General features: G+C 66.2%; 33 protein-coding genes. All 33 read left to right on the top strand.

Annotated features, from left to right (window positions below; translation table 11 throughout):
• The first annotated feature begins 183 nt into the window (after window positions 1-183).
• On the top strand, window positions 184-1,029 hold the full coding sequence (locus V7702_RS07750; protein ID WP_335649540.1) for a GIN domain-containing protein: 846 nt from the start codon (window positions 184-186) through the stop codon (window positions 1,027-1,029).
• Window positions 1,030-1,323: 294 nt separating this feature from the next.
• Entirely contained in the window at window positions 1,324-1,632 is a 309-nt protein-coding gene (gene rpsJ / locus V7702_RS07745) for a 30S ribosomal protein S10 (RefSeq protein WP_199616223.1), read from the top strand.
• 12 nt (window positions 1,633-1,644) lie between these two features.
• The gene (rplC, locus tag V7702_RS07740) at window positions 1,645-2,391 is read left to right on the top strand and encodes a 50S ribosomal protein L3 (RefSeq protein ID WP_304715931.1); all 747 of its coding nucleotides are present in this window, start codon (window positions 1,645-1,647) and stop codon (window positions 2,389-2,391) included.
• The gene (rplD, locus tag V7702_RS07735) at window positions 2,391-3,029 is read left to right on the top strand and encodes a 50S ribosomal protein L4 (protein WP_335649539.1); all 639 of its coding nucleotides are present in this window, start codon (window positions 2,391-2,393) and stop codon (window positions 3,027-3,029) included. Before rplC ends, rplD begins: the two co-directional genes overlap by 1 nt.
• Complete coding sequence (locus tag V7702_RS07730; protein WP_335649538.1) at window positions 3,029-3,328, top strand: 50S ribosomal protein L23; 300 nt, start codon at window positions 3,029-3,031, stop codon at window positions 3,326-3,328. Before rplD ends, V7702_RS07730 begins: the two co-directional genes overlap by 1 nt.
• A gap of 4 nt (window positions 3,329-3,332) precedes the next feature.
• Window positions 3,333-4,169, top strand: coding sequence for a 50S ribosomal protein L2 (rplB, locus tag V7702_RS07725; RefSeq protein ID WP_304715934.1), 837 nt, complete (start codon window positions 3,333-3,335; stop codon window positions 4,167-4,169).
• A gap of 3 nt (window positions 4,170-4,172) precedes the next feature.
• On the top strand, window positions 4,173-4,451 hold the full coding sequence (gene rpsS / locus V7702_RS07720) for a 30S ribosomal protein S19 (protein WP_296567612.1): 279 nt from the start codon (window positions 4,173-4,175) through the stop codon (window positions 4,449-4,451).
• 2 nt (window positions 4,452-4,453) lie between these two features.
• Window positions 4,454-4,834, top strand: a complete 381-nt coding sequence (gene rplV / locus V7702_RS07715) for a 50S ribosomal protein L22 (RefSeq protein ID WP_304715935.1) — start codon at window positions 4,454-4,456, stop codon at window positions 4,832-4,834.
• Window positions 4,834-5,586, top strand: a complete 753-nt coding sequence (gene rpsC / locus V7702_RS07710; protein WP_304715936.1) for a 30S ribosomal protein S3 — start codon at window positions 4,834-4,836, stop codon at window positions 5,584-5,586. Before rplV ends, rpsC begins: the two co-directional genes overlap by 1 nt.
• 12 nt (window positions 5,587-5,598) lie before the next feature.
• The gene (rplP, locus tag V7702_RS07705; RefSeq protein WP_293319370.1) at window positions 5,599-6,027 is read left to right on the top strand and encodes a 50S ribosomal protein L16; all 429 of its coding nucleotides are present in this window, start codon (window positions 5,599-5,601) and stop codon (window positions 6,025-6,027) included.
• Window positions 6,027-6,221: a 50S ribosomal protein L29 gene (gene rpmC / locus V7702_RS07700; RefSeq protein ID WP_335649537.1), complete on the top strand. Its 195-nt coding sequence runs from the start codon at window positions 6,027-6,029 to the stop codon at window positions 6,219-6,221. The genes rplP and rpmC overlap by 1 nt, the downstream gene beginning before the upstream one ends.
• An 11-nt stretch (window positions 6,222-6,232) precedes the next feature.
• The gene (rpsQ, locus tag V7702_RS07695; RefSeq protein ID WP_304715938.1) at window positions 6,233-6,484 is read left to right on the top strand and encodes a 30S ribosomal protein S17; all 252 of its coding nucleotides are present in this window, start codon (window positions 6,233-6,235) and stop codon (window positions 6,482-6,484) included.
• A 16-nt stretch (window positions 6,485-6,500) separates the two neighbouring features.
• A complete protein-coding gene (rplN, locus tag V7702_RS07690) occupies window positions 6,501-6,869 on the top strand; it encodes a 50S ribosomal protein L14 (protein WP_056018090.1) in 369 nt (122 codons plus the stop codon).
• On the top strand, window positions 6,869-7,183 hold the full coding sequence (gene rplX / locus V7702_RS07685; protein WP_305312971.1) for a 50S ribosomal protein L24: 315 nt from the start codon (window positions 6,869-6,871) through the stop codon (window positions 7,181-7,183). The genes rplN and rplX overlap by 1 nt, the downstream gene beginning before the upstream one ends.
• Entirely contained in the window at window positions 7,176-7,733 is a 558-nt protein-coding gene (gene rplE / locus V7702_RS07680; RefSeq protein ID WP_335649536.1) for a 50S ribosomal protein L5, read from the top strand. Before rplX ends, rplE begins: the two co-directional genes overlap by 8 nt.
• Window positions 7,734-7,754: 21 nt before the next feature.
• The gene (gene rpsN, locus V7702_RS07675; RefSeq protein ID WP_304715941.1) at window positions 7,755-8,060 is read left to right on the top strand and encodes a 30S ribosomal protein S14; all 306 of its coding nucleotides are present in this window, start codon (window positions 7,755-7,757) and stop codon (window positions 8,058-8,060) included.
• Between the two features lie 9 nt (window positions 8,061-8,069).
• A complete protein-coding gene (gene rpsH / locus V7702_RS07670; protein WP_335649535.1) occupies window positions 8,070-8,465 on the top strand; it encodes a 30S ribosomal protein S8 in 396 nt (131 codons plus the stop codon).
• 1 nt (window position 8,466) lies between these two features.
• Complete coding sequence (gene rplF / locus V7702_RS07665) at window positions 8,467-9,000, top strand: 50S ribosomal protein L6 (protein ID WP_335649534.1); 534 nt, start codon at window positions 8,467-8,469, stop codon at window positions 8,998-9,000.
• 3 nt (window positions 9,001-9,003) lie between these two features.
• Complete coding sequence (rplR, locus tag V7702_RS07660) at window positions 9,004-9,360, top strand: 50S ribosomal protein L18 (RefSeq protein ID WP_293319345.1); 357 nt, start codon at window positions 9,004-9,006, stop codon at window positions 9,358-9,360.
• A 10-nt stretch (window positions 9,361-9,370) separates the two neighbouring features.
• Window positions 9,371-9,982 (top strand): 30S ribosomal protein S5, encoded by a 612-nt coding sequence (gene rpsE, locus V7702_RS07655; protein ID WP_304715945.1) that lies wholly within the window; start codon window positions 9,371-9,373, stop codon window positions 9,980-9,982.
• Window positions 9,983-9,987: 5 nt separating this feature from the next.
• Entirely contained in the window at window positions 9,988-10,167 is a 180-nt protein-coding gene (gene rpmD, locus V7702_RS07650) for a 50S ribosomal protein L30 (protein ID WP_335649533.1), read from the top strand.
• 99 nt (window positions 10,168-10,266) lie between these two features.
• A complete protein-coding gene (gene rplO / locus V7702_RS07645) occupies window positions 10,267-10,752 on the top strand; it encodes a 50S ribosomal protein L15 (RefSeq protein ID WP_335649532.1) in 486 nt (161 codons plus the stop codon).
• A gap of 165 nt (window positions 10,753-10,917) precedes the next feature.
• Window positions 10,918-12,270, top strand: coding sequence for a preprotein translocase subunit SecY (gene secY, locus V7702_RS07640; RefSeq protein ID WP_335649531.1), 1,353 nt, complete (start codon window positions 10,918-10,920; stop codon window positions 12,268-12,270).
• A 58-nt stretch (window positions 12,271-12,328) separates the two neighbouring features.
• Window positions 12,329-12,901 (top strand): adenylate kinase, encoded by a 573-nt coding sequence (locus V7702_RS07635; RefSeq protein ID WP_335649530.1) that lies wholly within the window; start codon window positions 12,329-12,331, stop codon window positions 12,899-12,901.
• 212 nt (window positions 12,902-13,113) lie between these two features.
• Complete coding sequence (gene rpsM, locus V7702_RS07630) at window positions 13,114-13,482, top strand: 30S ribosomal protein S13 (protein WP_335649529.1); 369 nt, start codon at window positions 13,114-13,116, stop codon at window positions 13,480-13,482.
• 16 nt (window positions 13,483-13,498) lie between these two features.
• The gene (gene rpsK, locus V7702_RS07625) at window positions 13,499-13,888 is read left to right on the top strand and encodes a 30S ribosomal protein S11 (RefSeq protein ID WP_183777088.1); all 390 of its coding nucleotides are present in this window, start codon (window positions 13,499-13,501) and stop codon (window positions 13,886-13,888) included.
• Between the two features lie 75 nt (window positions 13,889-13,963).
• Window positions 13,964-14,980 (top strand): DNA-directed RNA polymerase subunit alpha, encoded by a 1,017-nt coding sequence (locus V7702_RS07620; protein WP_300577385.1) that lies wholly within the window; start codon window positions 13,964-13,966, stop codon window positions 14,978-14,980.
• Window positions 14,981-15,162: 182 nt separating this feature from the next.
• Complete coding sequence (rplQ, locus tag V7702_RS07615) at window positions 15,163-15,576, top strand: 50S ribosomal protein L17 (protein ID WP_305313164.1); 414 nt, start codon at window positions 15,163-15,165, stop codon at window positions 15,574-15,576.
• A gap of 150 nt (window positions 15,577-15,726) precedes the next feature.
• Entirely contained in the window at window positions 15,727-16,680 is a 954-nt protein-coding gene (locus tag V7702_RS07610; RefSeq protein ID WP_335649528.1) for a VOC family protein, read from the top strand.
• The gene (locus V7702_RS07605) at window positions 16,677-17,003 is read left to right on the top strand and encodes an ArsR/SmtB family transcription factor (RefSeq protein WP_335649527.1); all 327 of its coding nucleotides are present in this window, start codon (window positions 16,677-16,679) and stop codon (window positions 17,001-17,003) included. Before V7702_RS07610 ends, V7702_RS07605 begins: the two co-directional genes overlap by 4 nt.
• A complete protein-coding gene (locus V7702_RS07600) occupies window positions 17,000-17,464 on the top strand; it encodes an SRPBCC domain-containing protein (RefSeq protein WP_335649526.1) in 465 nt (154 codons plus the stop codon). Before V7702_RS07605 ends, V7702_RS07600 begins: the two co-directional genes overlap by 4 nt.
• Window positions 17,465-17,562: 98 nt before the next feature.
• Entirely contained in the window at window positions 17,563-18,792 is a 1,230-nt protein-coding gene (locus tag V7702_RS07595) for a TCR/Tet family MFS transporter (protein WP_335649525.1), read from the top strand.
• Between the two features lie 87 nt (window positions 18,793-18,879).
• The gene (locus V7702_RS07590; protein ID WP_335649524.1) at window positions 18,880-20,295 is read left to right on the top strand and encodes a Do family serine endopeptidase; all 1,416 of its coding nucleotides are present in this window, start codon (window positions 18,880-18,882) and stop codon (window positions 20,293-20,295) included.
• Window positions 20,296-20,655 lie beyond the last annotated feature (360 nt).

Here is a 20,655-nt window from a genome sequence, read left to right as displayed (position 1 = left end):
CAAGGCCGCCAGGGGAAACCCCGGCGGCCTTTTCCTTTGGGTGATGTCCAGGGCGGGGCAGGGAGGGCGCTCCAGGCGCTCGCTCGCCTCCCCGGATGACCGCGGTGTCATGACCTCGAATTAAGCTGTGTCAGCCCCTGAGCCCCGCTAGCGTCCCCGTCAGACGAAAGAAGGGGAGCGCTCATGCGCCGTTCGATGATGATTTCCGGCTTGGCCCTGGCGGGGCTGGCCGTGGCCGGCGCCGCCCAGGCCGCCGAGGTCAAGGTGAGGGACGCCGTCGCCCGGGTGGTGGTCGTGCCCGAAGACCGCCAGGACATCCGGGTGGATATCCTGTCCGCCAATCCCAGCCTGCCGCTGCAGGTGCGCACCGACGGCGACGACGTCATCGTCGACGGCGACCTGGACCGCGACATCCGCTCCTGCCGCACCCGGGGCGGGCGTCCCTCCGTCACCGTCGCCGGGGTCGGCGAGGTGGCCTATGACGACATGCCTCAGCTGGTGATCCGCACGCCCCGCATCGCCGACGTCTCGGTGGGCGGGGCCGTCTTCGGCTCCGTGGGCCGCAGCCAGAGTCTGGCCTTCGCCAATGCCGGCTGCGGCGACTGGACCATCGCCAATGTGGCCGGCAAGCTCAGCCTGTCCCAGGCCGGTTCCGGCGACCTCCGCGGCGGCAATGCGGGCGAAACCGACCTGCGGGTCGCCGGCTCTGGAGATCTCAGCCTGCGTCAGGTCCGCGGTCCCCTGCAGATCGATGTGGCGGGCTCCGGCGACGTCAAGGTGGCCGAGGTCATCGGGCCCCTGCTGCAGGTCCGTATCGCCGGCTCCGGCGACGTGCATGTGGCGGCAGGTCAGGTGGAAGACTTCAACGCCACCATCGCCGGCTCCGGCGACGCCGAGTTCGGCGGCGAATCGGGCGCGCTCCAGGGACGCATCGTTGGCTCGGGCGACATCGAGGCCAGGCGCGTCCGCGGCCAGATTGAGCGCTCCGTCATCGGTTCGGGCGCAATAACCGTCGATGAGACCCGCTGATTGGGTCGATCTGCGGCGAGCAGCCCTTGACGGGAGCGAGTCGCATGGGTACTAACGCGCCTCCTGTTGGACCGGCTGTGCGGCTTCTGTCGCAGACGCGGTCCGCAGAACGACCTGGGATCGACAGCTTCGGCTGAGGTTTCAGGGGGTGGCCCTCGCGGTTACGCGCGGGCCGAATTCGTTTTTGCGGGCTACGCGTACGGCGCCTTTCGCTTTGGAGGCTCCGGAGTTGGTCTTTGAAATGGTCAAAGTCACGCGGGCGGACCGCCGTCTGTAGGGAAAATTAAGAGCGATATGGATCGTCAGAACATCCGCATCCGGCTCAAGGCCTTCGATCACCGCGTGCTGGACCATTCCACTCGTGAGATCGTCAATACGGCCAAGCGCACCGGCGCCACCGTCAGGGGTCCTATTCCCCTGCCGACCCTTATTGAGAAATTCACCGTCAACCGCTCGCCGCACATCGACAAGAAGTCGCGCGAGCAGTTTGAAATCCGCACGCACAAGCGTGTGCTCGACATCGTCGACCCCACCCCGCAGACCGTGGACGCGCTCATGAAGCTCGACCTGTCCGCTGGCGTGGACGTCGAGATCAAGCTCTAAGGGGACCAGCCGATGCGTACCGGCGTGATCGCCAAGAAGCTGGGCATGGCGCGCTTTTTCGATGAAAGCGGCGTCCATGTTCCCGTCACCGTCCTGAGCCTCGAGGGCTGTCAGGTCGTGGCGCACCGCACCCAGGAGAAGGACGGCTATGTCGCCCTTCAGCTCGGCGCGGGCTTCAAGAAGGCCAAGAACACCACCAAGGCCCTGCGTGGCCACTTCGCCAAGGGTGAAGTGGAACCCAAGCGCACGCTCGGTGAATTCCGTGTGTCTGAAGACAACCTGATCGATGTGGGCGCTGAGATGAGCGCCGAGCACTTCGTCCCCGGCCAGAAGGTCGATGTGACGGGGACCACCATCGGTAAGGGTTTCGCCGGCGCCATGAAGCGCTGGAACTTCGGCGGCATGCGCGCCACCCACGGCGTGTCGGTGTCCCACCGGGCCCACGGCTCGACGGGTCAGCGCCAGGATCCCGGCAAGACGTTCAAGGGCAAGAAGATGGCCGGCCACTACGGGGTCGAGACCGTCACCACCCTGAACCTGACCGTCTGGCGGGTCGACGCCGAGCGCAACCTGATCATGGTCAAGGGCGCGGTCCCCGGTTCCGAGGGCTCCTTTGTCAAGATCCGCGACGCGGTGAAGTCCGCTCTGCCGGCCGACGCCCCCAAGCCGGGCGGCGTTCGCAAGTCCGGCGAACAGGCGTCCGCGCCCGTTGCGGAAGAAGCTCCGGCTGAAGCGCCGGCTGCCGAGGGCCAGGAATAATGAAGCTCGACGTCATCAAGCTCGACGGCGGCAAGGGCGGTTCGATCGACCTGTCCGACGCCATCTTCGGCATCGAAGAAATCCGCGGCGACATCCTCCAGCGGGTCGTGACCTGGCAGCTCGCCAAGCGTCGCGCCGGCACGCACAAGATCCAGGTGCGTAACGAGGTCTCGCGCACCAGCAAGAAGATGTACAAGCAGAAGGGCACCGGCGGCGCCCGTCACGGCTCGCGCCGGGCGGCTCAGTTCGTCGGCGGCGCCAAGGCCCACGGTCCCGTGGTCCGCAGCCACGCCTTCGACCTGCCCAAGAAGATCCGGACCATGGCCCTGCGCCACGCCCTGTCCTCGAAGGCCAAGGCCGGCGCCCTGGTGGTGCTGGACTCCGCGGTCCTCTCCGAGGCCAAGACGGCCGGTCTGCGCGCCAACTTCGCCAAGCTCGGCCTGACCAATGCTCTGGTCATCGCCGGCCCCGAGGTCGACGGCAACTTCCGCCTGGCCGCCCGCAACATCCCCAATGTGGACGTGCTGCCGAACGCCGGCCTGAACGTCTACGACGTGCTGCGTCGCCACACCCTGGTCCTGACCAAGGACGCGGTGGACGCGATCAATGCGCGTTTTGCTGAGAAGGAAGCTGCGTGATGGCCGCGCCGACCGCCCGCCACTACGACACCGTCCTCGCTCCGGTGATCACCGAAAAGGCGACCCTGCTTTCCGAGCAGAACAAGGTCGTCTTCCGGGTCGCCGCCGATGCGTCGAAGGACGAAATCGCCGCCGCCGTTGAATCGCTGTTCAAGGTCAACGTGACCAAGGTCAACACCCTGAACGTCAAGGGTAAGACCAAGCGTTTCCGCGGCATCACCGGTCGTCGTTCCGACGTCAAGAAAGCCATCGTGACGCTGGCCGAAGGCCAGTCGATCGACATTACGACGGGGCTCTGATCCGATGGCCTTGAAACAATTCAATCCGACTTCGCCCGGCCGTCGCGGCCTGGTGCTGGTCGACAAGTCCGAGCTCCACAAGGGCCGTCCTGAGAAGTCCCTCGTCGAGGGTCTGACCAAGTCCGGCGGTCGTGGCGGCGGTGGCCGTATCGCCGTCCGCTTCCGCGGCGGCGGCGCCAAGCGCCTGTACCGCAAGGTGGACTTCAAGCGTCGCAAGTTCGACGTGGTCGGCGTGGTCGAGCGTCTCGAATACGACCCCAACCGCACCGCCTTCATCGCCCTGGTGAAGTATGCCGACGGCGAGCTGGCCTATATCCTGGCCCCGCAGCGCCTGAAGGCCGGCGACGAGGTGATCGCCGCCGAGAAGGCCGACGTGAAGCCGGGCAACGCCATGCCCCTTCGCGCCATGCCCATCGGCACGATCATTCACAATATCGAGCTGAAGCCGCTGAAGGGCGGGCAGGTGGCCCGTTCGGCCGGCGCCTACGCCCAGCTGGTCGGCCGCGACGCCGGCTACGCTCAGATCCGCCTGAACTCGGGCGAGCTGCGCATGGTCCAGGACAGCTGCATGGCCACGGTCGGCGCCGTCTCGAACCAGGACCACATGAACGAGGTCCTCGGCAAGGCTGGCCGCTCGCGTCACAAGGGTCGTCGTCCGCACGTTCGCGGCGTCGCCATGAACCCGATCGACCACCCGCACGGCGGTGGTGAAGGCCGGACCTCCGGCGGTCGTCACCCTGTGACGCCGTGGGGCAAGCCGACCAAGGGGCGCAAGACCCGTACCAACAAGACGACGGACAAGTTCATCATCCGTTCGCGCCATGCTCGGAAGGCCCGCTAAGTCATGACCCGCTCCGTCTGGAAAGGTCCGTTCGTCGACGGATACCTGCTCAAGAAGGCCGAAGCCGCTCAAAGCTCCGGCCGCAAGGACACGATCAAGACCTGGTCGCGTCGCTCCACCATCATGCCGCAGTTCGTCGGCCTGACCTTCGGCGTCCACAACGGCCACAAGCATGTGCCGGTCCTGGTCTCTGAAGAAATGGTCGGCATGAAGTTCGGCGAGTTCGCTCCCACCCGGTATTTCCCGGGTCACGCGGCCGACAAGAAGGCCAAGAGGAAGTAGTCATGGCCAAGCAAGCGAAAGCGCGCCGCCTGGCGTCCGTCGAGGCCATGGCCAAGGTGCGGACCCTGCGGATCAGCCCTCAGAAGCTGAACCTGGTGGCCCAGTCGATCCGTGGCCTCAAGGTCCAGCAGGCGCTGAACGAGCTCGAATTCAGCCACAAGCGCATCGCTCGCGATGTCCGCAAGGCGCTGTATTCGGCCGTTTCCAACGCCGAGAACAACCACAACCTCGACATCGACACCCTGGTCGTCGCCGAGGCCTTCGTGGGCAAGAACCTGGTGATGAAGCGCTTCCATGCCCGTGCGCGTGGCCGCGCCTCGCGGGTCGAGAAGCCCTTCTCCGAGATCACCATCGTGGTCCGCGAACTTGGTGAGGCTGCCTGATGGGCCAGAAAATCAATCCGGTCGGGCTTCGCCTCGGCATCAACCGCACCTGGGACAGCCGCTGGTTCGCCGACGGCCGTGACTATGGGCGTCTGCTGCATGAAGACCTGAAGATCCGCAAGGAACTGAAGAAGCGTATCGGCCAGGCCGGCGTTTCGCGCATCATCATCGAGCGTCCGCACAAGAAGTGCCGCATCACCATCTATGCGGCGCGTCCCGGCGTGATCATCGGCAAGAAGGGCGCCGACATCGACAAGCTCCGCAAGGACCTGTCGGCCCTGACCGATGGCGACGTTCACCTGAACATCGTCGAAATCCGCAAGCCGGAAACCGACGCCCAGCTGGTGGCCGAGAACATCGCCCAGCAGCTCGAGCGCCGGATCGCTTTCCGCCGCGCCATGAAGCGCTCGATGCAGTCGGCCATGCGCCTGGGCGCCAAGGGCGTCCGCATCAACGTTTCGGGTCGTCTCGGCGGCGCGGAAATCGCGCGGATGGAATGGTATCGCGAAGGTCGCGTGCCGCTTCACACCCTGCGTGCGGACATCGACTACGGTTTCGCCGAAGCCAAGACCACCTACGGCATCATTGGCGTGAAGGTCTGGGTGTTCAAAGGCGAAGTGCTCGAGCACGACCCCATGGCTCTGGATAAGCGCCTGGCCACCGAGTCCGGTCCGGCCGGCGAGGGCGGTGGCCGTGGTGATCGTGGTGATCGTGGCCCGCGCCGCGACCGCCGCGACCAGGCTGGCGCGTAAGGATTACTAGTCATGCTGTCTCCTAAGAAGACCAAGTTTCGGAAGCAGTTCAAAGGGCGCATCCATGGTGCGGCCAAGGGCGGTTTCACGCTGAACTTCGGCTCGTACGGCCTGAAGTCTCTCGAGCCGGAACGCGTCACCGCGCGCCAGATCGAAGCCGCGCGTCGGGCGATCACGCGCCAGATGAAGCGTCAGGGCCGCGTCTGGATCCGGATCTTCCCGGACCTGCCGGTCACCGACAAGCCGGCCGAAGTGCGGATGGGTAAGGGCAAGGGTTCGGTCGAGTACTGGGCCGCGCGCGTTCACCCGGGCCGCATCATGTTCGAGATCGACGGCGTGCCGGACGATATCGCCCGTGAAGCCCTGCGCCTCGGCGCAGCCAAGCTGCCGGTGAAGACCCGCATCGTCACCCGCATCGATCCTATCGCGGAGCACGCGTGATGAAAGCCGCCGACGTCCGGGGGATGACCCCCGACCAGATCGCCGACTCGCTGCTGAGCCTTAAGAAGGAGCAGTTCAACCTGCGCTTCCAGGCGGCGACCGGCCAGGTGGAGAAGACCCACCGAGTCAACGAGATCCGCAAGGATATCGCCCGGCTGAAGACCATCCTGCGCGGCAAGCAGGCCTCGGCCTAAGGAGACCATTGATGCCGAAACGAATTCTTGAAGGCGTGGTCGTCTCCGACAAGGGCGACAAGACCATTGTCGTAAAAGTCGAGCGCACCATCCTGCACCCGGTGCTGAAGAAGATTGTCCGTCGCTCGAAGCGCTATCACGCGCACGACGAGGGCAATGTGTACAAGACGGGCGAACGCGCACGCATCATCGAGTGTGCGCCGAAGTCGAAGCTTAAGACCTGGGAGGCTCTGCCCAAGCAGACCGCCCAGTCAACGACGTGAGAAAGGGTCTCATCCGATGATCCAGATGCAGACTAACCTCGAAGTCGCCGACAATTCCGGCGCGCGTCGTGTGATGTGCATCAAGGTGCTGGGCGGCGCTGGACGGCGCTATGCCGGCGTTGGCGACAAGATCGTCGTCTCCGTGAAGGAAGCCATTCCCCGCGGGCGCGTGAAGAAGGGCGACGTGCTGCAGGCCATCGTGGTCCGCACCTCTTCGGCCATCAAGCGCAAGGACGGTTCGGTCATCCGCTTCGACAAGAACGCTGCGGTGATCGTGAACAAGCAAAGCGAGCCGATCGGCACGCGGATCTTTGGCCCGGTTCCCCGTGAACTGCGCGCCAAGAACCACATGAAGATCATCTCGCTCGCTCCTGAGGTGCTGTGATGGCCGCGAAGATCAAGAAGGGCGACCGCGTCGTCGTCCTGACCGGCAAGGACAAGGGCCGTCAGGGTTCCGTCGTCCGCGTGATGCCGAAAGAGGAACGCGTCGTGGTGGAAGGCCTGAACATGGTTCAGCGTCACACCCGTCCGACGCAAGGCGATCCCCAGGGCGGGATCAAGAACAAGGAAGCGCCGCTTCACGTCTCGAACGTGGCCCTTATCGACTCCAACGGCAAGCCGACCCGCGTCGGCTTCAAGGTGGACGGCGATAAGAAGGTTCGCGTCGCCAAGACGACCGGCGAGGTTATCAATGGCTGATCAGGCTTACGAACCCCGGCTGAAAACCGAATATCGCCAGCGCATCCGCGCGGCGATGAAGGAACAGTTCGGCTACACCAACGAGATGCAGATTCCCAAGCTGGACAAGATCGTCCTGAACATGGGCGTCGGCGAAGCGGTGGCCGACAGCAAGAAGATCCAGTCGGCGATCACCGACCTGACCAAGATCGCCGGTCAGAAGCCCGCGCCCACCCGCGCCCGCCAGTCCATCGCCGGCTTCAAGCTGCGCGAGAACATGGTGATCGGCGCCAAGGTGACCCTGCGCAAGGACCGGATGTACGAGTTCCTCGACCGCCTGGTGACCGTCGCCCTTCCGCGGGTGAAGGATTTCCGCGGCCTGAAGCCGACCTCGTTCGACGGCTATGGCAACTACGCCATGGGCCTGAAGGAGCACCTGGTGTTCCCCGAGATCAACTATGACCAGATCGATCAGATCTGGGGCATGGACATCATTGTCTGTACGACTGCGAAAACCGACGACGAAGCCCGTCAGCTTCTCCGGGAATTCCAGTTCCCGTTCAACGCTTAGGAACGGGAGAGGATAGAAGACATGGCCAAGAAAAGCGCAGTCAACCGCAACGAGAGGGTCAAGGCCCTCGTCAAGCAATACGCCGAAAAGCGCGCCGCGCTGAAGGCGATCGCCAATGACGAAAGCCTGCCCCTGGAAGAACGTTTCGAGGCTCGGCTCAAGCTCGCCGAACTGCCCCGGAACTCGTCCAAGGTGCGGATTCGCAACCGTTGCGACGTCACGGGCCGCCCGCGCGGCTATTATCGCAAGCTGAGGATGAGCCGTATCGCGCTTCGCGATCTGGGCTCGTCGGGGCAGATCCCCGGCCTCGTTAAGTCGAGCTGGTAGGAGGGTCCAATGGTGAACGACCCCATCGGCGATCTGATCGCCCGCATCAAGAACGCCGCCATGCGTGGCCGCAGCAAGGTCTCCACGCCGGCCTCGAAGATGCGCGCGCGCGTCCTCGACGTGCTGGCCGAGGAAGGCTACATCCGCGGCTACCAGCTGGTGCAGAAGCCCGGCGCCTTCCCGGAATTCGAGATCGAGCTGAAGTACTTCGACGGTCAGCCCGTGATCGTCGAGATCAGCCGCGTCTCGAAGCCGGGCCGCCGCGTCTATTCGTCGATCAAGGACCTGAAGCCGATCAAGAACGGCCTCGGGATCTCGATCCTGTCGACGCCCAAGGGCGTCATGTCCGACACCGCCGCCCGCGACGCCAATGTGGGTGGTGAAGTGCTCTGCAGGGTCTACTGATATGTCGCGTATCGGAAAGAAGACGGTTCCCGTCCCGAACGGCGTGCAGGTGACGATCGCCGGTCAGACGGTCAAGGTGAAGGGCCCCAAGGGGGAGCTTTCCTGGACGGTCGCCGAAGAGATCGAAATCCGCCAGGAGGGCGGCGAACTGGTGCTCGCCAAGAAGGTGGAGACCACCCGCGCCCAGTCCATGTGGGGTCTGTCCCGCACCCTGGTGGACAATATGGTCACCGGCGTCACCGAAGGCTACGAGCGTACGCTCGAGCTGGTCGGGGTGGGCTATCGCGCCGCGATGAAGGGCCAGATGCTGTCCATGCAGCTGGGCTTCAGCCACGACGTGGAAATCGAGGCTCCGGCCGGCGTTACGTTCGCCACGCCGAAGCAGACCGAAGTGAAGATCAGCGGCATCGACAAGCAGCTGGTCGGCGAGACCGCCGCCCGTATTCGCCGTATCCGTCCGCCGGAGCCCTACAAGGGCAAGGGTGTCCGCTACGCCGGCGAAAAGGTCCGGCGCAAGGAAGGCAAGAAGAAGTAAGCCATGGCGCTCTCTCCTCGTGACACCTCCAAGCGCCGCGCCGAGCGGAATCGCCGGCGCCTCCGCGCTCTCTCCAACGGTCGGCCGCGTCTGTCGGTCTTCCGTTCGGACAAGAACATCTATGCCCAGGTCATCGACGATGAACGCGGCGTGACCCTGGCTGCGGCCTCGTCGCTGGAAGGCGACAAGCCGGCCAAGGGCTCCGACAAGGACGCCGCCGCTCGCGTCGGCGCCCTGGTCGCCCAGCGCGCCATCGAAAAGGGCGTCAAGGACGTCGTCTTCGATCGTGGCGGCTACATTTTTCACGGCCGGATCAAGGCGCTGGCCGATGCCGCGCGTGAAGCCGGCTTGAACTTCTAGGGGTAAGCGAATGGCTCGTGGAAACGAACGCGGCGGCGGTGATCGCCGGGACCGCAATCGCGGTAACCCCGCGGACGACCGCGCCGACAGCGACATCGTCGAAAAGCTGGTGCACATCAACCGCGTCGCGGCGACCGTTAAGGGGGGCCGTCGGTTCTCCTTCGCCGCCCTGATGGTGGTGGGCGATCAGAAGGGCCGGGTCGGCTTTGGTCATGGCAAGGCGCGTGAAGTGCCGGAAGCCATCCGCAAGGCCACCGAAGAGGCCAAGAAGTCGATGATCCGCGTGCCGCTGCGCGAAAGCCGCACCCTGCACCACGATGGCAATGGCCGTTGGGGCGCGGGCAAGGTCATGGTCCGCGCGGCGCCTCCCGGCACCGGCGTGATCGCCGGCGGCCCGATGCGCGCGGTTCTGGAAACCCTGGGCGTCCAGGACGTGGTCGGCAAGTCGGTCGGTTCGTCCAACCCCTACAACATGGTGCGCGCCACCTTCGAGGCCCTCAAGGCCCAGGCGTCTCCGCGCCAGGTCGCCGCCAAGCGCGGCAAGAAGGTCAGCGACGTGATCGGCCGCCGTTCCGACGGCGCCTCGGCCGAGAGCACCGTCGCCGCCGACGTCGAAGGATAAGCGACATGGCCAGCATCACTGTTCGTCAGACTGCGAGCCCGATCCGTCGGGCCAAGGACCAGCGCGCCACCCTGGTGGGCCTGGGCCTGAACCGCGTGGGCCGGACCGCCACCCTGGACGACACCCCGTCCATCCGTGGCATGATCCGCAAGGTTCAGCACATGGTTGAGGTGGTGGAGGGCTAGGCCTTCCACCCCGATCCCGGACCCCGCCTGGCGGGGTCTTCTTTTTCAAGCCGAGTCGGGGCCAGCGCCCCGGCGATAGATCTCGCTGGAGAGGCGCACATGACCAAGCTTAATGAACTTTCCCCCCGCGAAGGCTCCGTAAAGGGCCGGATGCGCGTCGGTCGCGGCCCGGGTTCGGGCAAGGGCAAGACCGGCGGCCGCGGCGTCAAGGGCCAGAAGTCCCGGACCGGCGTCTCCATCGCCGGCTTCGAAGGCGGTCAGATGCCACTGCACATGCGCATGCCCAAGCGCGGCTTCAACGTTCACCGCCCGAAGGACTTCGCCGAGGTGAACCTGTGGCGCCTGGAGCAGGCCATCGCGGCCGGCAAGCTGGACGCCAAGTCCGCCATCGACGCCAAGGCCCTGGTGGCCGCCGGCGTCCTGCGTCGTGAGAAGGACGGTGTCCGTCTCCTCGGCAAGGGCGAGATCAAGTCCAAGATCGACATCACCGTCTATTCCGCCTCCGCCTCGGCCATCGCCGCGGTGGAAAAGGCGGGCGGCACGGTGACCACCACGCGTCCGCAGGCCGAAGCCGCCGAAGGCTAAGGCCCACGGGCGTCCAGGGCGCCCTTGTCCTGGCCCGCCATCGTCGTCATCTGTGTGGCGACGACCGGCCGGGCAGGGCGCTTTCATCGCATCTCCGGCCTTGGTCGGATGACATGCGCCCGGGCCTCCCCTATGTGTGACCGGTTCTTAGACGCGGGGATCTAAATGGCTTCGGCCGCCGAACAACTCGCAGCCAATATGAACTTCGGCGCCTTCCAGAAGGCGACGGAGCTGCACAAGCGGATCGGGTTCACCCTTCTGGCGATGATCGTCTATCGCCTGGGGACCTATATCCCGATCCCGGGCATCGACCCGATCGCCTTCGCCCAGGCCTTCGAAGGCCAGGCCAGCGGCATTCTGGGCATGTTCAACATGTTCTCCGGCGGCGCCGTTGAACGGATGGCGATCTTCGCCCTGAACGTGATGCCCTACATCTCGGCCTCGATCATCGTTCAGCTGCTCGGCGCGGTCTATCCGCCCTGGGAGAAGCTGCGGAAAGAGGGCGGCGAGGCCGGGCGCAAGACGCTCAACCAGTACACCCGCTATCTGACCGTCGTGCTGGCCGTGTTCCAGTCCTTCGGCATAGCCATGGGCCTCTCCGCCAGCCAGGGGCTGGTCCAGAATCCCGGGCCGTTCTTCATCGTCTCCACCGTGGTCACCCTGACCGGCGGCACGCTGTTCCTGATGTGGCTGGGTGAGCAGATCACCAGCCGCGGCGTCGGCAACGGCATCTCGCTGATCATCTTCGCCGGTATCGTCGCGGTCCTGCCGCGGGGCATCTGGCAGATGTTCTCCATGACCCGCACCGGGGCCCTGTCGGGCGTCGGCATGCTGCTGATCATGGCCATCGCCATCGCCGTCGTGATCGCCATCGTCTTCATGGAGCGCTCGCAGCGCCGCCTGCTGGTCCAGTATCCCAAGCGCCAGCAGGGCAATCGCATGGTGGGCGGCGACACCTCCTTCCTGCCGTTGAAGATCAACACCGCCGGGGTCATTCCGCCGATCTTCGCCTCGAGCCTGCTGCTCCTGCCGACGACGGTGATGGGCTTCCTGGCGACGGCCGATCTGCCGCCGTGGGCCCAGTGGCTGCCCGGCACGGTGGGTGCGCTGCAGCACGGCCAGCCGCTGTTCATGCTGCTGTACGGCGCCCTGATCATCTTCTTCTGCTTCTTCTACACCTCGATCGTGTTCAATCCGGACGACACGGCGGAGAACCTGCGCAAGTACGGGGGCTTCCTGCCGGGGATCCGGCCGGGCCGACGCACGGCGGAGTATCTGGACTATGTCCTGACCCGCCTGACGGTGATCGGGGCGGCCTACATCACCATTGTCTGTCTGCTACCCGAGGCGCTGATCGGTTTCTACAACGCGCCCTTCTATCTCGGGGGCACCTCGATCCTCATCGTGGTCACCGTCACCATGGACACCGTGACCCAGATCCAATCTCATTTGCTCGCCCACCAGTACGAAGGCCTCATCAAGAAGTCGAAGCTGCGGGGCGGCCGCGGGCGATCCTGAACGGGGATCGCTCGCTATACGTCGCGCCATTTCCGGCCGGCGGGGGAGGGTATTTGAAATGAATTTGATTCTGTTCGGCCCGCCGGCGGCGGGGAAGGGGACTCAGGCCAAGCGGCTGGTGAACGAGAAGGGCATGGTCCAGCTCTCCACCGGCGACATGCTTCGCGCCGCCATCAGCTCGGGCTCAGAGCTCGGCAAGCGGGTCGAGGGGATCATGCAGCGCGGTGAGCTGGTCTCTGACGAGATCGTCATCGCCCTGATCGAAGAGCGCCTGCCCGAGGCCGAGAAGGCCGGCGGCGCCATCTTTGACGGCTTCCCGCGGACGCTCGCCCAGGCCCAGGCCCTGGACGCCATGCTCGAAGGACGGGGCGCCAAGATTGACCTGGTCATCCGACTCAAGGTTGACGACCAGGCTCTGATGGACCGGATCGCTGGCCGCTACGCCGAGACCGCCCGTCCCGACGACAATCCCGAAAGCTTCAAGGTTCGCCTTGGGGCCTATAACGACCAGACCGCCCCCCTGCTTCCCTACTACCAGGACCAGAACAAGCTGGTGGAAGTGGACGGCATGGGGTCGATCGAGTCGGTGGCCCAGGCCATCGACGGCGCCATGACGGCCCCGCGCCCCTAGCGCGGACCCCACGACGCCACCCGAAGACGCCGGAAAGTCCCGGAGTCTTCACCTTCGCCCACCGGAATGACCAGAAATGTGTCGTTCCGCCATTGACGGAAACGCAACGATCCATATAACGGGGCGCTTCCGCGAAAGGGCGCGAAGGACGTGCGGCTCCTATTGAGCCGGGCGCCGTTCGCGCATCTCTGCGTGACCAGGAGATTACCCCAGTGGCCCGCATCGCAGGCGTCAACATTCCTACGAACAAGCGCGTCGTGATCGCGCTGCAGTACATCCACGGCATCGGCCAGGCCAAGGCCGCCGAGATCGTTCAGAAGGTCGGACTCGAGCCCGCGCGGCGCGTGAACCAACTGTCGGACGCCGAGGTTCTGCAAATCCGTGAAGCCATCGACCGCGACTATATCGTCGAGGGCGACCTTCGTCGTGAGACGGCGGTCAGCATCAAGCGTCTGATGGACCTGGCCTGCTATCGCGGCCTGCGCCACCGTAAGGGGCTGCCGGTCCGGGGTCAGCGGACCCACACCAATGCGCGCACCCGCAAGGGCCCCGCCAAGCCGATCGCCGGCAAGAAGAAGTAATAAGAGAGCTTAGCCGATGGCCAAAGAACCGGCGCGCGTCAAACGGCGTGAGCGCAAGAACATCACCTCCGGCGTGGCGCACGTGAACGCCTCGTTCAACAACACCATGATCACGATCACCGATGCGCAGGGGAACACCATCTCCTGGTCGTCGGCCGGGATGATGGGGTTCAAGGGGTCTCGTAAGTCGACCCCCTACGCCGCTCAGATGGCTGCCGAGGACGCGGGCCGCAAGGCCGCCGAGCACGGCGTCAAAACCCTGGAAGTGAACGTTTCGGGCCCCGGTTCGGGTCGTGAATCGGCGCTGCGGGCGCTGCAGTCGGTCGGCATGACCATCACCACCATTCGTGATGTGACGCCGATCCCGCACAACGGCTGCCGTCCGCCCAAGCGCCGGCGAGTCTAAGGACTGGCGTTTCGCATCCCCCAACGCCGGCCCGCGTTTCGCGGCCGGCGATCCTGCGTTTAGGGACACCCATCCGTGATCGAAAGAAACTGGAACGAGCTCATCCGTCCCGAAAAGCCGCAGATCGAGACCGGTTCCGACGCCAGCCGCAAGGCCCGCATCGTTGCTGAACCTCTCGAACGCGGCTTCGGTGTGACGCTGGGCAACAGCCTGCGGCGCGTGCTGCTCTCCTCGCTTCAGGGCGCGGCCGTGTCCGCCGTCCAGATCGACGGCGTGGTGCACGAATTCTCTTCCCTCGAGGGCGTCCGCGAAGACGTCGTCGACATCGTCCTGAACATCAAGCAACTGGCTGTGCGCATGCACGCCGAAGGCCCCAAGCGCATGACCCTGCGCGCCACGGGCCCCGGCGTCGTGACCGCCGGTCAGATCGAGACCCCCTCGGACATCGAGATCCTCAACCCCGACCACGTGCTCTGCACCCTGGACGACGGCGCCAATGTGCGCATGGAGTTCACAGTCCAGACCGGCAAGGGCTATGTGCCCGCCGAGATGAACCGGCCGGAAGACGCCCCCATCGGCCTGATCGCCGTGGACGCCCTCTATTCGCCGGTCAAGCGCGTGGCCTACCGCGTCGAGCCCACCCGCCAGGGCCAGAGCCTCGACTATGACAAGCTGATCATGGAAGTGGAGACCAACGGCGCGGTCAGCCCCGTTGACGCGGTGGCCTATGCCGCGCGCATCCTCCAGGACCAGCTGCAGATCTTCATCACCTTCGAAGAGCCGAAGAAGAAGGTCGAAGGCGAGGCCAAGCCGGAACTGCCGTTCAACCCGGCCCTGCTGAAGAAGGTCGACGAGCTCGAGCTGTCGGTCCGTTCGGCCAACTGCCTGAAGAACGACAACATCGTCTATATCGGCGACCTGATCCAGAAGACCGAAGCCGAGATGCTCCGCACCCCGAACTTCGGCCGCAAGTCGCTCAACGAGATCAAGGAAGTTCTCGCCGGCATGGGCCTGCACCTGGGCATGGACGTGCCCAACTGGCCGCCTGAGAACATCGAAGACCTCGCCAAGAAGTTCGAAGACCAGATGTAATACGCTTCTGCGCTGACTCCGGGCCGCTTCGGCGGCCAGGGCCTGAGGAAGCCGCACCAGCGGTGGAGGGCTCCAGCGCTTCGTGATGACCCAGGCGGGAGCAGGCTGGGATTGATCAGACTGGGCGTCGCCACGCACAAGCGGGGCCGCCAAGCGGGCCAGCGAGCCCTGGAGACAGAGATATGCGCCACGGTTACGCACACCGCAAACTGGGCCGCACCAGCGCCCACCGGACCGCCATGTTCGCCAACATGGCCGCCAGCCTGATCAAGCACGAGCAGATCGTGACCACCCTGCCCAAGGCGAAGGAATTGCGTCCCTTCGTTGAAAAGCTGGTGACCCTGGCCAAGCGCGGCGATCTGCACGCCCGTCGTATCGCCATCAGCCGCGTCCGTGACGTGGAGCAGGTGGGCAAGCTGTTCGCCACCATTGGCCCGCGCTATGGCGCCCGCAACGGCGGCTATATCCGCGTGCTCAAGGCCGGCTATCGCTATGGCGACAACGCCCCCATGGCGGTGATCGAATTCGTGGACCGCGACCCGTCCGAAAAGGGCAAGGACAGCGGCCCCAAGCCTGAGGCCTACGGCGAGGACTAAGGTCCGCGGCCTCCAGCCGATTTTCAGAAAGCCCCGGGCAGCGATGTCCGGGGCTTTTTCGTGTTCCGGTCTCACCGTCCGCAGAACCGGCCTTGACGATATGATTGCGGAAATGGTGAACTATTCCGAGAAATGAGAAGGAATATGGCCGTGGACGCAGCTCACCTTACCGCGACGCCCATCTATCGCGATCCCCGCCAAGCCCTGGACTGGCTGGAGGCGGCGTTCGGCTTCGAGATCACCACCCTGCTCACCGACGACCAGGGCGCGATCGCCCATGCGGAGATGGGCTTCCACGGCGCCCGCATAGGCGTAGCCGGTCCGTGGTCCGGCGAGATTCTAGGGGCCACGCGCATGCAGAGCCCCGCGGTTCTGGAGGGGCAGGCCACCCAGCTCTGCCGTATCGACTTGCCCAAGGGCGTGGACATTGACGCCCATTGCGCGCGGGCCAGGGCGGCTGGCGCCCAGATCACCCAGGTGCCTGAGGATCAGTTCTATGGCGCGCGGACCTACCGCGCCCTGGACCTCGACGGTCACGTCTGGACCTTCAGCCAGGAGGGCCGCAGCGTTTCCACCGCCGAGATGGAGGCCGCCACCGGCCTGAAGGTGGTGATGACGCCGGACCCGGCATCGCCCCCAGATGCGCCCCGATCGGCGGTGACGCCCTATGTCTCCTATGCCGACCCGGCGGCGGCATATGAGTGGTTGGAGCGGGCCTTCGGCTTCGAGCCGCGGATCTATGTCACCGACGATGAAGGCGGCCTGGTCCATGCCGAGATGGCCTTCCGCGACCACACGATCGGCGTCTCCAAGGCCTGGTCGGAGCGCCACGCCGTCCCTGGCGAGGTGGGCGGCCGCAACACCCAGTCGGTGCATCTGCAGCTTCTTCAGGACATCGACGCCCATCACGCCCGGACCGTGGCGGCCGGGGCCGAGATCGTCCGCCCCCTGGAGACCCAGGCCTATGGGGACCGGACCTATATCGCCCTCGACCTTGAGGGCCACATCTGGTCCTTCGGCCAGACGGTGGCCCCCATGTCGGTCGCCGAGTGGGATGACAAGCTCGGCACGCAGACCCGCCTGCGTCCGTCCGAGATCCGATGAGCGCGGCGTTGGACCGCACCCTGGCGGCCCTGGCCGATCCGGCCCGCCGTCAGGTGGTGGAGCTGCTGCGGGAGCGGCCGCGGCCGGCCGGCGAACTGGCGCGGGAAACCGGCCTGTCGGCGCCGGCTATGAGCCGTCACCTGAAGGCCCTGCGCCAGGGCGGCCTGGTGGAGGACAGCCATCCGGCTTTTGACGCCCGGGTGCGGGTCTATGCCCTGCGGCCCGAGCCCATGGTCGAGCTGATGGCCTGGCTGGAAGAGAGCGAGCGGATGTGGAGCCAGCAGCTCCTGGCCTTCAAGGCGCATCTGGAAGGTGGGGCATGACCTCCAAGGTCTATGTCGCCCTGCGGGTGAAGGCCTCGCCCGCCCGGGCCTTCGGCGCCTTTGTCGAGGAGATCGGCGCCTGGTGGCGGCCGAGCCCGCTCTTCCAGACCACCCCGCGCGCGCCGGGCCGGCTGGAGTTTGAGACCGGGGCGGGGGGGCGGCTGACCGAGACGCTGGAGGGCGGCAAGGTCTTCGAGATCGGCCGTATCCTGCATTGGGCGCCGCCGGAACGCCTGGTGTTCTCCTGGCGCCAGGCGAGCTTCCCGCCGGACCTGCACACCGAGGTCGAGGTGCGGTTCGATCCCGTCGGCGAGGAGACAAGGGTCAGCATCGAGCACCGCGGATTCACCCGCGTGCCGGGCGAGAGCGCCGCGCGGCACGGCTTTCCCGACCAGGTCCTCCAGATGCGTCTGGCCGACTGGTGGCGAAGCCAGTTGGCGAGCCTGGCGACGCGGGTCTAGAGCATTTCAGACGTTCTGCGCGGCCCCTCAGGCTTGGGGCGGCTGCAGGTCATGGGGGACGGGATTTGAGCGATCAGGATCAGGCAGGGGACGCCCCAATGGGGCAGGGGCGCCGCGCGGCCTTCGGCTTCATCTTCGCCGCGGCGCTGATGAACAGCATTTCGTTCGGCCTGATCATTCCGGTCCTGCCCAACCTGATCAAGGCCTTCACCGGCGGCGACACGGCGGAGGCTGCGGAATGGAACGTGATCTTCGCCGTCACCTGGGGCGCCATGCAGTTCATCTGCGGCCCGCTGCTAGGCCTGCTGTCGGACCGGATAGGCCGCCGGCCGGTGCTTCTGGTGTCGGTCTTTGGCCTGGCCCTGGACTTCCTGATCATCGCCGTGGCGCCCAACCTCATGTGGTTGCTGGTCGGGCGGATCCTCAACGGGATGACGGCGGCCAGCTTCTCCACCGCCGGCGCCTATGTGGCCGACGTCACTGCGCCGGAGGGTCGGGCCAAGGCCTTCGGCTGGATGGGCTCGGCCTTCTCCTTCGGCTTCCTGATCGGCCCGGCCGTGGGCGGGGCGCTTGGCGACATTGACCTGCGGCTGCCCTTCTATGCGGCCGCCGGACTTTCGCTGCTGAACGGCCTCTATGGGCTGTTCGTCCTGCCGGAGTCCCTGCCGCCAGAGCGCCGCACGACCCGCTTCGACCTGGCCCGCGCCAATCCGCTGGGCTCGCTTCGCCTGCTGCGCTCCCAGCCCGACCTGTTGGGCCTGGCCGGCATCGGCTTCCTGTTCCAGCTGGCCCAGACCGTCCTGCCGACCGTCTTCGTCCTCTACACCGGCTATCGATATGGCTGGAGTCCCTCGATCATGGGCCTGGCCATGATGGCTTCGGGTGTGGCCGGCGTGATCGTGCAGGCGGTGCTGGTGGGGCCCGTGGTCGCGCGGATCGGCGAGCGGGGCGCCCTGATGCTGGGCTGCGCGGCCGGCGCGGCGGGCTTCGCCTGGTACGGCTTTGCGCCGAGTGGCCTGCTCTACATGGCCGGCGTCCCAGTCTTCGCCCTGATGGGCTTCCTGATGCCCGGCCTCCAGGGCCTGATGACCCGCCGGGTCGCGCCAAACCAGCAGGGCCAGCTCCAGGGCGCCAACCAGAGCCTGCAGGGGATCGCCTCCATGGTGGGGCCAGCGCTGTTCGGCCTCAGCTTCGCCTGGTCGATCCGCCACGCCGAGGTATTGCAGGCGCCGGGCCTGGCCATCTATCTGGCGTCGGGCCTGCTGTTCGCCGCCCTGGTCCTGGGAACCCGCGTCGCCCGGCGACCCCTGGCGACCGCCCAGGCCTGAGACCTGCCGCGCCCCGTGCTATAGGCGTCATCTTTGCGCCCGAAAGCTTCGCCAAAGGGCGTGGTTCGACAGTTCCTTGGAGACGCCATGCGCGCCGCACGCCTGCTCCTTCCAGCCCTCGTCCTTCTGGCCGCCTGTTCCGACCCCGCCAGCCGTAGCGCCGCCCAGCCGGCCCTGGCCCAGCCGACCCGCTCGCCGCCCGAGACGGCGGCGGACATGAAGACCTCCTTCGCCCCGGTCGTTCGCAAGGCCGCCCCGGCCGTGGTCAACATTTCGGCCCGCCGCCTGGTGCGCCGCCAGGCCGATCCCTTCTGGGACCTGTTCGGCATGGGCGCCCCCCGCGGCCGGGTGGAAGGCTCCCTGGGCTCGGGCGTCATCGTCCGCGCCGATGGGGTGATCATCACCAACAACCACGTGGTCGCAGGCGGGCAGGAGATCATCGTCGCCCTGGCCGACCGCCGGGAATTCCCCGCCAAGCTGCTGCTGGCCGACGAACGCACGGACTTGGCCGTCCTCAAGATCGATCTGGGCGAAGAGCGCCTGCCGGTCCTGGCCATCGACGATTCCACCGACGCCGAGGTCGGCGACCTGGTGCTAGCCATCGGCAATCCGTTCGGGGTGGGCCAGACGGTGACCAACGGCATCATCTCGGCGCTCAACCGCACCGCCGATCCCAGCGGGGATGCGGCGGCCAGCTACATCCAGACCGACGCGGCCATCAATCCGGGCAATTCCGGCGGCGCCCTGGTGGACATGGACGGCGACCTGATCGGCATCAACAGCTTCATCGTCTCCCGTTCGGGCACCTCCAGCGGGGTCGGCTTCGCCATGCCCGCGGCCATGGTCCGCCGCGTGGTCGAGACCGCCGTCGGCGGCGGCCAGCGGGTGGAGCGCCCCTGGCTTGGCGCGCGCACCCAGACCGTCACCGCCGAGATCGCCCGCTCCATCGGCATGAGTGCGCCGCAAGGCGTCCTGGTCGCCGACATCTGGCCGGGCGGCGCGGCGGCTCGCGCGGGCCTGCGGCAGGGCGACGTGATCCTGAGCGTCGATGACCAGGCGGTCAGCGATGTGGGCGGCCTGAACTATGCGGTCGGCACAAGGCGGTTGGGCGAGACCCTGCGCCTGGGCGTTCGCCGCGAGAACGGCGCCACCGCCAACCTCAATCTGCGCGCCGAGGCCCCGCCGGCCACGCCCGCCCGGGACGAGCAGACCCTGAGCGGCCGTCATCCCTTCGACGGCGCCACCGTGGTCAACCTCTCGCCGGCCGTGGCCGATGAGCTCGGCGTCGATCCCTTCCAGGGCCCGGGCGTCATGGTGGTGCGGGTCGGCCGCGGCTTCTCGCTGAACGCCGGCCTTCGCCCCGGCGACATGATCCGCGCGGTCAACGGCCGCGACATCCGCAATGTCCGCGACCTGATGACCGCCGCCGGAGCCGAGGCCGCCGGCTGGCAGGTGACCATCCAGCGCAACGGCCAGGAGGTCACGGCCAACTTCCGGCTTTAGGGGAGGCGGCTGTCGCTCTGACTGGGGTCGCCTTCAAGCCAACATTCTAAACGTCCGCGATGGGTGGAAAGCGGACGTCAGCAAAGCTAAGGCAAACGGATGGGTGCACTTCGCGGGATAGCTGTTTGGTTAGTACCGCCCATTCTGGCGAGTGCGATCTGCACGTTGGTTTGGCAGGCTGTATCTGGCAACTCCATCTTTGATCGCCCAACCATCGGATTTGGCCTTGCTTCCCTTGTCTTCACGGCAGCAGGCTCCACCATGCTGACGCTCGTCTTCTCCAGCATGTCGTCTCAAAGAGTCGTCCTCCGATACATCTGCCTTATCATCCTCGGAGCCGTGGCTGGAGGTGGTGCGATG

The organism is Phenylobacterium sp., from assembly GCF_036963605.1.
Taxonomy (GTDB): domain Bacteria; phylum Pseudomonadota; class Alphaproteobacteria; order Caulobacterales; family Caulobacteraceae; genus Phenylobacterium.
Note: the sequence above shows the minus strand (reverse complement) of the source record. Positions and strands in the feature narration are given on the sequence as shown.